Source organism: Prochlorococcus sp. MIT 1304 (assembly GCF_047305015.1).
In the GTDB taxonomy this organism is placed as follows: domain Bacteria; phylum Cyanobacteriota; class Cyanobacteriia; order PCC-6307; family Cyanobiaceae; genus Prochlorococcus_A; species Prochlorococcus_A marinus_E.
This window is the reverse complement of record NZ_CP138974.1, coordinates 1,596,628-1,610,555: the sequence shown is the minus strand read 5'-3', so window position 1 is coordinate 1,610,555 and position 13,928 is coordinate 1,596,628. Positions and strand designations below refer to the sequence as shown.

The following is a 13,928-nucleotide window of genomic DNA, read 5'->3' as shown; positions in this document are numbered from 1 at the left end:
AAGTATTTCATAAGGCTTATTTTGTCTCCATCCAATTATCTCCAATTCCAATATCAACCAAAAGAGGTACATTTAATTTTACACAATTTTCCATAGTCTTCTTCACTAATTTCGTCGTAATTTCCAAAGAATCTGGTTCAACTTCAAACAATAATTCATCATGTACTTGTAAAAGCATTTTTGCTGGAAAGTTCATTTCTATGAATTTCTTATTTAGTTGAACCATTGCAATTTTAATAATATCTGCACTTGAACCCTGAATTGGGGCATTGGCTGCGGCTCTTAGTGACTGTGCTTCCATGCCAGCTCTTCTTGCGGATTGCAAGTCAATTTCGTAAGGATCTTTTCCTATTAGTCTTCCAAGTCCATTTTTATCAAACTTAAATTCTCTCTTTCTACCAAAAATTGTTTTTACATAACCTTTTGATAAGGCAAGCCTTTCTTGAAGTTCAAGAAATTTGAAAATTTTTGAATATCTTTCTTTGTATTTTATTAGGAATTCTTTTGCTTCAGGAGTACTTACTCCTGTAGAACGAGCAAACTTTTTAATTCCCATACCATAGATAACTCCGAAATTTATTGTTTTCCCAACTCTCCTCTCATCAGAAGAAATTTCTTCTTTCTCAAAAATTAATCTTGCAGTCAGAGAATGAATGTCGTCATTTTTATGGAATGCATTAATTAATATTTCTTCATCCGCTAAGTGAGCAAGTATTCTTAATTCGATCTGAGAATAATCAGCTGATAAAAGTTTCCAATTTTTTTCAGGCAAGAATGCTTTTCTGATCCTCCTACTAAATTCAGTCCTAACCGGAATATTTTGAAGATTAGGATTACTACTACTTAGTCTCCCAGTCGCTGTAGCAGCTTGATTAAAGTTTGTATGAACTCTTCCTGTCTTTTCGTTTATAAGATTTGGAAGAGCATCAATATAGGTGCTAAGTAATTTGCTAATAGTTCTGTGCTTTATTAAATGTTGGATTATTTCATGTTCGTCGACTAATCTTTCAAGAACTAAAGCATCTGTGCTCCATCCTGTTTTTGTTTTGCGTGATTTCTTTTTATCCAAATTTAATTTTTCAAATAAGATCTCACCGAGTTGTTTTGGTGAAGATAAATTAAAATTTTCATCTGCTAATTCAAAAACTTTATTTTCAATATCTTCTAAGGTACTTTTTAGTTCCTTTGAGAGTTTATCCAAATAAGGTATATCGATAGTTATGCCATTCATTTCCATTTGAGACAATACCGGCTCTAAGGGTAGCTCGATTTCTTTGAACAATTTGATTAATTCATCTTTTTCCTTTGAAAATCTTTCTTTAAAAATTTTGACAATCTTAAAAGTTAGAAAAACATCATAACCGCAGTAAATACTTGCTTCATTAATATCAACAAATGAAAAGTCTTTATTTTTCCCAACTGTTTCTTTAAATGAAGGGGGCTTAAATCCAAATAATCTAAAACTAATTTCACTTAATCCATGCTTCTCCTGGTTATTAAGAAGGTAGTCTGCTAGCAAGGTGTCAAAGGTTACGCCTTTAAGATCAAGTCCATGATTAAAAAATATTTGCCTATCAAATTTAGAATTTTGGAGTGCCTTTTCTTTTTTCGGATCTTCTATCCAAGTTCTTAGTTTTGAGAAAACATCTTCAATCGATAATTGATTGGGGGTCTCTTTTTTTATTTGATGACCAAGAGGTATATAAAATAAATCATCATTTTCTTCTCCAAGACATAACCCTATCCCAACAAGTTCTGCATCGATTGGATTCAAACTATTAGTCTCTGTATCTAAAGAAACTATTTGATTTGTCTTGTTTAATCTTTTAATTAATTTATCAAGTAATTCGAAATCATTTACAATAATTACCTTAATTTTGGGGATTTTATTTTCACTATTTTCTAATTCATTGTTACTTAAGATCTTTGGAACCTTCTCCTCCTTGCTAACCAAATTATTTTTTCCAAAACCACCTTTGCTGAAAGTTGAATTGAAAATATCAATTTGCCGAAGTAGTGTTGATAATTCAAGTTTTTGCAGTGACTCTGAAAGTAGTTCTTGATTTATATTTTTTAATTCATAACCATCACTTAATATCAAAGGCACTTCAGTATTTATTTTTGCTAAATCTCTGGAGAGAAAAGCATTATGCTTATCGTTTCTGAGCTTTTCTATAACCGAACCTTTGATGAATCCTTTATATTTTTTATCATTATTCTGCTGAATCTTCTCCAAAGCCTGATAAATTCCATCAAGTGTATCGTTTTCTTTTAGAAGATTAATTGCAGTTTTTGGACCTACTCCTTTAATACCAGGAATATTATCAGAACTATCACCAGTTAGAGCTTTAAGATCAACTACTCTTTCTGGAGCGACACCTAATTTTTCTTTTACTCCATTTTCATTCATAAGAGTTGGATTCCCACTTTTTGCATATGGACCACCTCCCATATAAAGTACATAAATATCTTTTTGATCATCTACTAATTGAAATAAGTCCCGATCCCCAGAAAGAATATTCACGCACCATCCTTTAGATGAAGCATCATTTGCAATTGTGCCTAGGAGATCATCTGCTTCATAACCAGGAGATTTAAAAATTGGCAAATTAAGACTTTCTTCTAAAATGATTTCTAGTTGTTCAATATCCTGAAAAAAAACATCTGGTGCTACATCTCTATTGGCCTTATAATTTGGATCTAATTCATGCCTGAAAGTAGGTTTTTCGGTATCAAAAGTAATACAAACGCCCTCAGGACAAATATTTTTGCAATTATCAAGAAGGCTTTTTAGAAATCCATAAGTCACACTTGTTGGGAATCCATCTTTGGTTGTTAAACCTCCATCAATCCCTTTGCTAAATGCATAGAAGCTTCTAAAAGCAAGTGAATGACCATCGACTAAAAGTAAAATTGGTTTTTTAGAGTTTTCAGATGTTAAACTCATTTTCTCTTCTTAGCCCAAGGTGGAATATTAATAAAGATTTGCTCTCCAGGTTCTAATCCATCAATTACTGAGGTTTTATTTCCACTACTAATACCAATTTCAATTTTTTCAAATTTGGGAGAATTGTTTTTATCAACTTTCAAAATTCCCTTTTCACCTTTTTCAGTGACAATAGAAACTGTTGGCACTAAGATTTTTTCTTCATTACCTTCGACTCTAAATTCAAGATCTGCAGTCATTCCAATTTTAATTTCTTCAGAAATATCCTTAAAATTTAAAGTTACTTCGAATGAGGTTACATTATTATCTTTTACAGCTCTCGCAGCTATTTTTTTAACTATGGCACTATATTTTTTTGAGGGATAAGCCTCAATCCTTACTGAGGCTTCTTGACCTATTTTTATTCTGCCAATGTCACTCTCAGGAACTTTAGCAACAATTTCTAGGCCCTCTGATAGTTCAAAAATAAAGTTTTTAGTTTTAGAGTCTGAACTTAAGTTTGTACTTGGTGTGACATAAGATCCTATCTCAGCATATTTTGCAGTTATCTTTCCTCCATAAGGAGCTTTAATTAGATAGAAACTTTTTTCAGCTTTTGCATCATTAAGTTTGGCGCTACTAATGTCGTAGTTATTTTTATAACTTTCATAGTCTTCTTTACTTACCGCACCTTCTTGATATAAATATTCCCTTCTTAAAAATTCAGATTTTTGTTTCTCTACATTTAATTCAAGTTCTTCAATTTTATAGATAAAGTCTTCATCATCAAGAGAAGCTAAAACCTGATCTTTTTTTACAAGATCGCCTTCATCTACTTTGATTTCTTTTATAACGCCTTGCTTCCGAGGCCCAATATTGCTTGTCTTTTTTGCTTTTACTTCACCACTAGTATTAATTGAATCTGACAGGATTCCTTTTTCCACTTGAACTACAAAATCAGAAATATCTTTTGACTTGTTTTTCTTGAAGGAATTGGTTATAAAAACGAAAAATATAGCCAGAGAAAGCAATATAATTCCACTTCTTAGATTTATATTTTTTTTTATTAAATCAAACATTTCTTTTTAAAAGCAGAAGTAGAGAATATTTAGGAACTAAATAAATAATCAAAACGATTATAATTAACTTATCCAAGATTGGTTAAGTAAATACTATATTACTAGAAGATGTTTTCTTGATAATTTTCCCATAAGTTTTTTCAAATGTTAAAAGCAGGTATTATTGGATTACCAAATGTTGGAAAATCAACCCTATTTAATGCACTTGTAGAAAATGCTAAGGCCCAAGCGGCTAATTTTCCCTTTTGTACTATAGAACCTAATAAAGGCATAGTTTCAGTCCCGGATCAAAGGTTGCAAGAGTTAGGTAATTTAAGTTGTAGCCAAAATATTATCCCAACAAAAATTGAATTTGTAGATATCGCAGGACTAGTAAAAGGAGCTAGTAAAGGCGAAGGCTTGGGAAATAAATTTTTATCAAATATTAGGGAGGTTGATGCAATAGTTCATGTTGTAAGGTGCTTTGAAGATAGTGATGTAATTCATGTTTCTGGAAAGGTAGATCCCCTGGATGACATTGAGATAATTAATCTGGAATTGAATTTAGCTGATTTATCTCAACTCCAAAAAAGAAGAGAAAGAATTAAAAAACAGGTTAGAACTAGTAAAGAGGCAGCTAAAGAAGATACCTTACTAGAAAAAATTGAAGAAGAGCTAGAGAAAGGCCTTTCAGTTAGATCAATATCTTTGAATGAAGAAGAAAATTTAATAATTAAGCAATTAGGCTTCCTTACTGCTAAACCAATTATTTACGCAACTAATTTGAATGAAAATGATTTAGCTGAAGGTAATGATTTTTCATCAACAGTTCAGAGTTTTGCAAGCAATGAAAATACAGAATGTATAAAAATATCAGCGCAAGTCGAATCTGAATTAATAGAGTTAGAACCAGAAGATAAAAAAGACTACCTTATCGGCTTAGGAGTAGAAGAAGGGGGATTAAGTTCATTAATTAGATCAACATATAAATTATTGGGATTAAAAACTTATTTCACTACCGGTGAAAAGGAGACAAAAGCTTGGACAATAAAAGATGGGATGACTGCGCCACAGGCAGCAGGAGTAATTCATACTGATTTTGAAAAAGGATTTATAAGAGCTCAGACTATTTCCTATCAAAATTTAATTGATTCAGGTTCAATTGCCAATGCAAAAACTAAAGGTCTTTTAAGAAGTGAAGGTAAGGAATATATTGTTAACGAAGGTGATGTAATGGAGTTCTTATTTAACGTTTAGTAAGTCTCTTAAGGCTTACTATTTTGCTTTTTGAATTTAAATTCAAAAAATGAAATTAATAAAATTAAGATACATCCTAAGCAACTTCCTATTAACCCAAAAACAATGGTTGTAAAGCCATCATCGTAGCCATATTGTAGTTGTGGTAAGTGAGGAGGTATTGGCATTATTTTTCAACAGAATTTTCAATATCTTCCAGTAAATGTTTAGTTGATCTACTAAAACCATTAGTTTTTAAATAGTTTTGAGCCTCTCTAAATTTTTCAGCTACTCTTTTTGCATAAGGAGTATTCATGGAATTTTGAGTCATGTTAAAAATGCGACTCTTTTTATAATCTGATTTAGGTAATCCCTTGATAAGTATTCAAAAATACAAGAATATAAAAATAGGATTTTTTACTTACTAACAAATTTATTGTGAAAAGTTCTTGATTCTCCAAATAAAATTTTTTCAAATTAGAAAAATTGACAATGACAAATATATTATTAATTCTTTTTTTTGTACTTTTATTATTTTTTTATTTAAAACGAAATAGAGGGTTAGCCCAAAAAACAACAATTAGTCCAACTTATGTACCTTTTTTAAAAGAACAAGAATTTAATCCTGACATAAGTACTGATAATTGGGATTTACACAGACTTAGATTAGATAAATTTAAAAGATCACAATATAAGGGATTAACTTTCTTCGTAAGTTCAGAAAATAAGATTTATTATCTTTCTGAAGAAGGGGATAAGGTTTATTGCTAACAGGTGAAATTAATTTTATAAATAAGAAAAGCCGATAGAAATTAATAATATTAATGAAGTATTTATTTTTATTATCAGAAAAGTTCTACAGGCTTATTCAATGGGAGTGGAATACCTTAAAAAATCTAAGAAGAACAAAAAGAAAGAATTATTTTTTAAGAGGTTCATTTGCTTTATTTAGTTTATTCTCTATTCTTTTTTTAATATTTTCGCCTCCTATTACTTTCGGAATATTATTTGGAGAGGGATTAAAATTTAGTATTTTTTTTATTTGGATATGGATTTTAAATTTAAAGTTTTTTTGAAAATGTATAATTTACTTCCCAAGGTTATTTAAAATTAAGAATATAAAAAAAATAAACTTATGCCAAAAATATTCAAACAAAATAAGTTTGCTTTGTTAGGAGCAAATATATTAATAATTTTACTTTGGGTAACTATATCTTCCTTTTTGATGAATTTATTGCAAAGTGAAAATGCCCCATTTTATATGTATAAAATTTCTTTTTTAATAAGATTCCTCCCTCCTATTTGGGTTACATGGTTTCTTTGGATAAAAAGAGGTGGTTTAAAAAGATAAATTACAAAAGCATTTTTACGGATTTACTATAATTACAAATCAGTTAAGATCTGAAAGCTTACTTGAAATTTTCATGTAAGAATTAGGTAATTGAGAGATTGTTTTTAGCTAAGAAACAATCTCTTTTTTTTTACAAATATTTTTTCTCATAAAAAAGTGTTTGTCAGTATCCCTATTGACAAACACTCATGACGATCATTTTTTAAAAATTAAACAGGCAATCTATTATCAATTTCTACCACTCCAGAATCCATAAGACGGCCAATCTTTATAACTAAAGCCATATCTAACCTTGAAAATTCAGATTGATGGTTAGTTATCCAATCAAGTTCAGAAAGAGTTATAACTCCCAAAGTATTTACTTTAAGAAAAAGTAAGCCTAAATTCATTTTAAAAAATTCCTGGAATTATCCATCCGAATAAGCCATAATTTACAACTAATGCAAATAAGCCCATCATTGCCATTCTTCCATTAGTTCTCTCAGCGTTTTGCCAATAAGTTGTTTTAAAATTTTCCATTTTTCTGATTTTTAGAAATGTTAAATAGTAGGTTTTTAAACGAAACCAGGAATTATTTGACCTGTTGTTAGGTATGCTCCAACAGCAGCAATTAATCCAAGCATTGCGAATCTGCCGTTAAGAGTTTCAGCAACAACTTTTTCTTTTTCGATTGTTTTGACTTTTGTGTTTGGGTTTTTCATTTGATTAAGAGATGAATAGTTTAAATTTTCGTTTTGAAATTGCTTGGTTAAATAAGCAACGAGGATGGCTGTAAAGAATACAATTACGGCTAAGAAACCTGAAAGTGGACTCATTAAAAAATGCCAGGAATAATTTGTCCAGTTGAAACGTAAGCACCTACTAACGCAACAAGCCCAATCATTGCCCAACGACCGTTAACTTTTTCTGCATTTTGTGGGTAGCTGTCGTAAGAAACAGACTCATCTATGTAAGGACGTGTCTCAGTAGGAAACATATTCTGCCTGCCACCTGATTCAGTAGTAACGTTTGAATTAGCCATTGAAGTTATGTAATTGTTAATTAATGTAACACTACTATTAACAAATGTAAAGTATTGGGCCGAAATTAAGTTATTTTCAAGATATTTACTACATATATGTATCATAACCGTGACATAAATCTTTAAATAGTTGTTTTTTGAGATTGCTTTTTTTATTTTCTTGGCATCAGAAATAGGCAAGTATTCTGTTAAAGAGATGAGAAAAAAATACTTTTTTAAAAGTTTTATTAGTAGGTCTAGTTAGGAAAGGCTTGATTTAGGCTTCTATTTTCTTAAGTAAATCTAATTTTTAATAGCTTATTCCATTGCTATTGAAATAAGTTGGTCAGGATCATAATTAGAAATCCAACTTAGTATTTTTTCTTCTTCTTCTAATGTTCTAGTACACGCAAAACCATATTTTGCTCTGACTTTTTCAGAAGCTTTATGCAAAGCTTGAATAGCAAGAGACTTAAAATCTGATATTTTCAAGGAATCTCCAGGTTTCAAATATTCTAAAATTACTGTAGAAGGTGAATATAGAGATACTTTTTTACCGTCAGGTAAATTTATTTGAAAATTAATTTCTGGCATTTTTAAATTAGTTTCCTTTGTTTTATATGAAAATTTTAGTTGATTGGAGCATTATTGATTTAATTTGTATGAGTAAATCCAGTGAGAGGAGTATCTTCTTCCCAAAGTAATTTTGCTCCATTTGAATTTTTGATATAAACACTGCTATTCCCATTTTTAAAGTTGCCGACATGGCAGCAAATTAGTTCTTCATATGCTCTTAAAGCTTCCTTTAAAAAAGGAACTTTAGATGGCTTGATAGCACAAAGAAATCCATAGCTGGGGAAACAAGTAAGCCAGTCGAATTCTGTTACTCCTTCAGGGCGTTGAATTTTCTCAAGATCAATTTCAATTGTTTTTCCAGCAGATTCAGCAAACATAACTGCAGTACCTGTTATACCGCCCATGCTTATGTCCTTGGCTGCATGAATAATATTTTTTTTAGCAAGAAACGGTATCAATGAAAAATGTTTTCTAAGTAAAGTTGCAGATGCCTTCGTAGCAGCATCCCAAAAGGGATAATCTTTAAAAAAGCATCCATCTTTGTTGGCTATTATCCATAATTCATCTTCAGACTCTGCGAATCTTGAAGAAAGAATAGGACCATCTACCAGTCCAAGAATTGATACTGATAAAGCAGAATAAGGACTTTTTTGATTTGAGTGACCTCCAACCATTGGTACATTAAATTTTTCACAGGCAAAATTCATACCAGAAAGAATTTGATTGTGTTTTTCTAAATCATTTTTGTCACTCCAAATACTGTTAACTAAAGCTAAAGGTTTACCGCCCATCGCAGCGATGTCACTGATATTTACCAATACACTGCTCCAGCCTGCGAACCAAGGCTCTTTCTCTACTAAGCTTGGACTAATTCCCTCACTTGCCATTAATAACAAACCTGATTGTTTAGGGATTACTGCAGCATCATCTCCAAGCATTGCAGATTTGCCAAGTTGACTGAACGGGCTGTGTGAGAAAGTTTTTGCAGCACTTTGAATATCTTTTTTAGATTCAATACCACTATGTGTTTGCAATTTTTTAATAAGTTTATCTAACATTTTTTGTGGTCACTTCCCACTAGATATGAGCCTGGTCTATTTAATTTTGAAGGCTTGTAATAATTTAAGTCAGCCTCCATTAAGTGATGTTTAATTCCTTTGATTTCAATTTGTTTAATTGAATTCCACTTAAGTCGTCTAAAAAACCTTACATTTTGTATCTGAACGGTGGCTAAAAATTGATCGCATCCCCATCCATTTGCTGTAGTTACTGCTTTCCAGATCAATCCTTTTCCTATTTGGTTGAATTTACGGAAACTGGAATCAACACCTAGTCTTCCTCCGTACCATTTTCTTTTTTCTGTTTCGTAAATTCTCACGACGCCAACGACTCTCTCTTTAGCACCATATCCATAATTCAAAGAAACTATTGGGTACGCAACTTGATCAATTTCATCAATATCTGATTCAGCAAAAATATTTTGTTCCTCGCAAAATATTTTTTTTCGTAATCCCCAGTAGTCTTTAATAAGGGGAGAATTCTCTTCAAGCAAATGAAATGAAAAGTTTTCAGAATTTGAATTTGGAGATAGCATGAAATCTTCTTCTTCAATCCCGATACCTGATCTTACAGAGGGCGTGAAATAGTAAGGCGCAGAGCTAAAGCTTCTGCCTATATCCTTACTTGAGGGGTCAATAAAAAACATAATTTTTTAACTCTCAAATAGGGATAAAGCTGAGCAGGCACCGCATTTGGCACAACCAGCTGACATTTCATCGGATTTTATGTTGCCTTCATTTAGTAAATGCGAGACTGATTGATAAATATCAATCATGAAATCAGTGCTTGGGGAGGGATGATGTTCTAGAGGAGTTCCTGCTATTGGCACAAATGGAACTATAAAAGGATAAACTCCTATAGATATCAATTTTTTACTGCAATTTATTAGAGATTCTTTGCTATCACCTAATCCTGCTAATAAATATGTAGAAACTTCTCCCCTTCCAAATACTGCGACACTTTCTTCAAAGGATTTATAGTATCTTTCAAGAGGAATTTCAGATTTGCCGGGAAGAATTTTTTTTCTTATCTCCTCCTCTACAACCTCTAAATGCATGCCTAAACTATCTACACCTGAGTCTTTCATTTTTTGAAACCAAATAGGATCATCAGGAGGTTCGCATTGACCTTGGATTGGAATATCAACTTTAGCCTTAACTGCCTTAGCTGCTTCTGCCATTATTCTCGCTCCCCTATCGCTAGTGTTGGGGGTCCCTGTTGTCATTACTAATTGCTTTATTCCATCAAGTCTTACAGCTGCTTCTGCAACTTCAGCAATTTGATCTGGAGTTTTTCTTACGATGGTTTGTTCATTTTTCAGAGATTGTTCTATTGCACAAAACTGGCAAGATTCTTCTCTATTTCTGAAACGAATACATTTTTGGAGAATAGTTGTGGCTAATACATCCTTGCTATGAAGAAGAGCAATCGATTTATAAGGTATACCATCTTTTGTTTTTAAAGAATAAAAATTTGGTTCTTTTGTTGTAGATAATTCCTTGATTTTTGAATCTTCACTATTTTGGAGAATAAATTGTCCGTCAGACTCTTCTGAAAGTTGATAATTAGACTTCTTAGATAAGTGATTATAAACGGGAACCATTACAGTTTTTCCTTCAATTGTTAAAGCTCTATGATCCGATGGACCAGCTCCTCCTTTCCTACCTCTGTTGCCCTTTTTGGGAGTTGAACTTATCCCATTAACTTGCAAATCAGTAATAATTTTACCTATTTCAGACATGATTGATTTCCTCTAAATAGTCTTTTGCACTTAGATCTTTTGGGATGAAATTTTTCTTATTTGTCATCTCAAATACCTTGTTAGGGGATGTATTTAGTTTTAGAGAAAGAAGATCTGGACGACTGTAGTGACCAACACTATCCATCATTCTTTTCCTTTTAGTAATCAGTGATAAATTAATTTCTGCTATCGCTAATCCTTCTCCTTCATCAAGTGGTCCTGCTAAATATTTGCCTTCTGGACTGATAATTGCTGTGTGACATCCTCCCTGAAATGCTTTGTGAAGATTGGTATCGGACGTTATCTTTTCATAATCTTCTGAATCTAACCATCCTGTTGAGCAAATCACAAAACAGCCAGCCTCTAAAGCGTGATGTCTCATTGTGACTGCAGTTTGTTCGGTAAATATTGGACCAACTAATGAACCAGGAAATTGAGCACAATGTATTTGTTCCCCTTTAGCCATAAGAGCAAATCTAGCTAAAGGGTTATAGTGCTCCCAACAAGCCAAAGATCCTATCTTGCCAAGTTGAGTATCTACAACTTCTAGGCCAGAACCATCGCCTTGACCCCAAATCATTCTTTCGTGAAACGTAGGAGTTATTTTTCTTCTTTTTAGAATAATTTCACCTTTTTCGTTGAAAAGAATTTGAGTGTTGTACAAACTTCCACCATCAAGTTCATTAACTCCTAAAAGAACTTGGATATTATTTTTTTTAGCTGATTTCCCAACTAAGTCTGTAACTGGACCTGGGATTTCTACTGCTTGCTCATATAGCTTCATATGAGATTTACCCATAAGAACTGGCGGCTCTACAAATGAAAAATATGGGTAGTAAGGAAGAAAAGTTTCTGGAAAGACTATCAACTTTACATCTTTTGTAGCTGCCTCTTTGATCTTTAAAATAACTTTATTCAATGAACCATTTAAGTCAAAAAGTACAGGTCTAACTTGAGCAGCAGCTACTTTAAATGTTTTAGTCATTTTCTTGGATCTTATGTCTTACAGAGTCCAAGTATCTAAAATAAATGCCCCCTCTTTGCGATGCATTAAAACGATATCTAGAACATCTAAAGGACTTATTGGTTTTATCCCTGGAGTAAGAGCTCCTTCTCCATGTCCGTACAAAGCTTGTAGTGCAAATCGGCAGGCATAAACTTTTCCGCCTTGACCCATAAATTTTTCTAAGCGAGCATTAAAATTTAAATGACCATCAAATGCTGCATCCCCAAGCTTTGGAAAGCCTCTTTGTAGTCCTAATGTCACTCCAGGACCATATAGCAATATTGAAGTTTCAAAACCCTTGTTTATAAGACGACTAGCTTGCAAAAGATTAACAAGACCAATAGATCCCTCAAAAGCGACAGTATGAAAAGTTAGTAAGGCTTTCTCTCCTGGTTCGGCTTTAACATCTGGGAATACTTTTTCTTCATAATCAACTAAGAATTCTCCAGGCTGATTTGCGGGACGAGTTACGGATGGCATGAAAATTAAAAAAACTTAGAACATTCTCTGACTTGATTCTCTAAAAGAATGTAACCGATATCACCAAATTAGTTAACTTAAGATTTCAGATCAAAAAATTTTTTAGTGAGTTTGATAACAAATTGAATCTCAAAAATATGACAAGATTTAATTAATAACTAAAAAGATGGCTGAAGAATTTTTAAATCAAATTTCTGCTAAATGTTCTGTCATTATTATTGGTGCAGGACAAGCAGGGTTGTCTATTGCTCATTCACTCCAAAAAAAAGGGATAAAACCTCTTATCTTAGAAAAAAATTATGTAGGTTTTTCTTGGAAAGAACAACGTTGGGATTCTTTCTGCCTTGTGACTCCAAATTGGCAATGCACACTTCCTGATTATCAATATTCTGGTAAAGATCCTAACGGTTTTATGGATAAAGAAAATATAGTTAAGTATTTAAAAAAATATTCTGAATTTGTAAAGGCTGATATTCTTGAAGGGATTGAAGTAAAACATTTAGTTAAAAAAAATGAAAAATATTTTATTTCAACTAACCGTGGAAATTTTGAAGCTGATCAAGTTGTAATAGCTACTGGAGCTTATCATGTTCCGAACCGACATCCTCTTTCTGAGAGATTACCAACTAATATCCTGCAAATTGATGCGAGAGAATATAAAAATGCAAATACATTACCAGACGGACCTGTCCTAGTTGTTGGCAGTGGTCAATCAGGTTGTCAAATAGCTGAAGATCTTTTTTTTGAAAAAAGAAAAGTTCATCTAAGTGTTGGGAGTGCTCCAAGATCTCCCAGAATGTATAGAGGAAGAGATGTTGTAGATTGGCTTGACAGAATGGGTTATTATTCAATGCCTATTGGTGAGCACGATGATCCTAAAAGTGTAAGGAATAAAACTAATCATTATTTAACTGGAAGAGATAATGGAAGAGAAATAGATCTTAGAAAGAGAGCAATAGAAGGGATGAATCTTCATGGGCGACTTAAAGAGATAACAATTGATAATATTCAATTTTCAAATGATCTTTCTAAAAATCTTGATGGAGCAGATTCTGTTTACTGTAGAATAAGAAATAGTATTGATGAGTGGATTTCAAAAAATAATATAGAAGCTCCTAAAGGAGAAATATATACTCCATGTTGGGAACCAACTGAAGATGTCAAAGGCACTCAACTTGAATGCAAAAACTTAGCAGTAGTGATTTGGTGTACAGGATATAAAAGTGATTTTAGTTGGGTAGATATCTCAGTTTTTGACGGAACTGGGATCCCTGTTCATGAAAGAGGTGTGACACAATCTTCTGGGTTATATTTTATTGGTTTGCCTTGGCTTTATACATGGGGCTCAGGACGTTTTTGTGGAGTAAAAGATGATGCAAACTTTTTAGCGGATATTATTTCATTGAGATCAAATAAATCAGCTGCTGCTAAAGAAATGCTGGAGTGCAAAGCTCTTTTAGGTTCTTAAACTTCTAGTACTACTAAATAAAAAATA

The 13,928-nt window shown here is 32.3% G+C and carries 17 protein-coding genes and 1 pseudogene; 4 read left to right on the top strand and 14 right to left on the bottom strand.

The window, feature by feature from the left end; all coding sequences use genetic code 11:
• Nucleotides 1-16: 16 nt before the first annotated feature.
• Nucleotides 17-2,947, bottom strand: coding sequence for a DNA polymerase I (gene polA, locus SIB45_RS09260; protein ID WP_011863266.1), 2,931 nt, complete (start codon nucleotides 2,945-2,947; stop codon nucleotides 17-19).
• On the bottom strand, nucleotides 2,944-4,005 hold the full coding sequence (locus SIB45_RS09255; protein ID WP_011863265.1) for an efflux RND transporter periplasmic adaptor subunit: 1,062 nt from the start codon (nucleotides 4,003-4,005) through the stop codon (nucleotides 2,944-2,946). Before SIB45_RS09255 ends, polA begins: the two co-directional genes overlap by 4 nt.
• A 144-nt stretch (nucleotides 4,006-4,149) precedes the next feature.
• Between SIB45_RS09255 and ychF the strand changes: the two genes are divergently transcribed.
• Nucleotides 4,150-5,241 carry a redox-regulated ATPase YchF gene (ychF, locus tag SIB45_RS09250; protein WP_011863264.1) on the top strand — a complete coding sequence of 364 codons (1,092 nt, stop codon included), beginning with the start codon at nucleotides 4,150-4,152 and terminating at the stop codon, nucleotides 5,239-5,241.
• An 8-nt stretch (nucleotides 5,242-5,249) separates the two neighbouring features.
• On the opposite strand, the gene SIB45_RS09245 is transcribed toward ychF, so the two are convergent.
• On the bottom strand, nucleotides 5,250-5,408 hold the full coding sequence (locus SIB45_RS09245; RefSeq protein ID WP_011818737.1) for a hypothetical protein: 159 nt from the start codon (nucleotides 5,406-5,408) through the stop codon (nucleotides 5,250-5,252).
• Entirely contained in the window at nucleotides 5,408-5,551 is a 144-nt protein-coding gene (locus SIB45_RS09240) for a hypothetical protein (protein WP_011863263.1), read from the bottom strand. The genes SIB45_RS09245 and SIB45_RS09240 overlap by 1 nt, the downstream gene beginning before the upstream one ends.
• Nucleotides 5,552-5,712: 161 nt before the next feature.
• On the opposite strand from SIB45_RS09240, the gene SIB45_RS09235 reads away from it, so the two are divergent.
• On the top strand, nucleotides 5,713-5,991 hold the full coding sequence (locus SIB45_RS09235) for a hypothetical protein (protein ID WP_041484707.1): 279 nt from the start codon (nucleotides 5,713-5,715) through the stop codon (nucleotides 5,989-5,991).
• Nucleotides 5,992-6,355: 364 nt separating this feature from the next.
• On the top strand, nucleotides 6,356-6,571 hold the full coding sequence (locus SIB45_RS09230; protein ID WP_011863260.1) for a hypothetical protein: 216 nt from the start codon (nucleotides 6,356-6,358) through the stop codon (nucleotides 6,569-6,571).
• Nucleotides 6,572-6,780: 209 nt separating this feature from the next.
• On the opposite strand, the gene SIB45_RS09225 is transcribed toward SIB45_RS09230, so the two are convergent.
• From SIB45_RS09225 to SIB45_RS09180, 10 genes and pseudogenes are all read right to left on the bottom strand, one after another.
• Nucleotides 6,781-6,960, bottom strand: coding sequence for a hypothetical protein (locus tag SIB45_RS09225; protein WP_011818732.1), 180 nt, complete (start codon nucleotides 6,958-6,960; stop codon nucleotides 6,781-6,783).
• Nucleotide 6,961: 1 nt separating this feature from the next.
• Nucleotides 6,962-7,072, bottom strand: a pseudogene (locus SIB45_RS09220) (chlorophyll a/b-binding protein); the annotation flags it as partial.
• A 53-nt stretch (nucleotides 7,073-7,125) separates the two neighbouring features.
• Nucleotides 7,126-7,386, bottom strand: a complete 261-nt coding sequence (locus SIB45_RS09215) for a chlorophyll a/b-binding protein (protein WP_011863258.1) — start codon at nucleotides 7,384-7,386, stop codon at nucleotides 7,126-7,128.
• Nucleotides 7,386-7,592: a high light inducible protein gene (locus tag SIB45_RS09210; RefSeq protein WP_011376777.1), complete on the bottom strand. Its 207-nt coding sequence runs from the start codon at nucleotides 7,590-7,592 to the stop codon at nucleotides 7,386-7,388. The genes SIB45_RS09215 and SIB45_RS09210 overlap by 1 nt, the downstream gene beginning before the upstream one ends.
• A gap of 297 nt (nucleotides 7,593-7,889) precedes the next feature.
• The gene (locus SIB45_RS09205) at nucleotides 7,890-8,165 is read right to left on the bottom strand and encodes an MSMEG_0570 family nitrogen starvation response protein (protein WP_011863256.1); all 276 of its coding nucleotides are present in this window, start codon (nucleotides 8,163-8,165) and stop codon (nucleotides 7,890-7,892) included.
• A 59-nt stretch (nucleotides 8,166-8,224) separates the two neighbouring features.
• Nucleotides 8,225-9,205, bottom strand: a complete 981-nt coding sequence (locus SIB45_RS09200) for a sll0787 family AIR synthase-like protein (protein WP_011863255.1) — start codon at nucleotides 9,203-9,205, stop codon at nucleotides 8,225-8,227.
• Entirely contained in the window at nucleotides 9,199-9,852 is a 654-nt protein-coding gene (locus tag SIB45_RS09195) for an MSMEG_0567/Sll0786 family nitrogen starvation N-acetyltransferase (protein WP_011863254.1), read from the bottom strand. The genes SIB45_RS09200 and SIB45_RS09195 overlap by 7 nt, the downstream gene beginning before the upstream one ends.
• Before the next feature lie 6 nt (nucleotides 9,853-9,858).
• On the bottom strand, nucleotides 9,859-10,947 hold the full coding sequence (locus tag SIB45_RS09190; RefSeq protein WP_011863253.1) for an MSMEG_0568 family radical SAM protein: 1,089 nt from the start codon (nucleotides 10,945-10,947) through the stop codon (nucleotides 9,859-9,861).
• Entirely contained in the window at nucleotides 10,940-11,932 is a 993-nt protein-coding gene (locus tag SIB45_RS09185) for a Nit6803 family nitrilase (protein ID WP_011863252.1), read from the bottom strand. The genes SIB45_RS09190 and SIB45_RS09185 overlap by 8 nt, the downstream gene beginning before the upstream one ends.
• A gap of 18 nt (nucleotides 11,933-11,950) precedes the next feature.
• On the bottom strand, nucleotides 11,951-12,433 hold the full coding sequence (locus tag SIB45_RS09180; protein ID WP_011863251.1) for an MSMEG_0572/Sll0783 family nitrogen starvation response protein: 483 nt from the start codon (nucleotides 12,431-12,433) through the stop codon (nucleotides 11,951-11,953).
• Nucleotides 12,434-12,599: 166 nt separating this feature from the next.
• Here SIB45_RS09180 and SIB45_RS09175 point away from each other — a divergent pair, with 166 nt between their 5' ends.
• Complete coding sequence (locus SIB45_RS09175; RefSeq protein WP_011863250.1) at nucleotides 12,600-13,901, top strand: MSMEG_0569 family flavin-dependent oxidoreductase; 1,302 nt, start codon at nucleotides 12,600-12,602, stop codon at nucleotides 13,899-13,901.
• Nucleotides 13,902-13,928 lie beyond the last annotated feature (27 nt).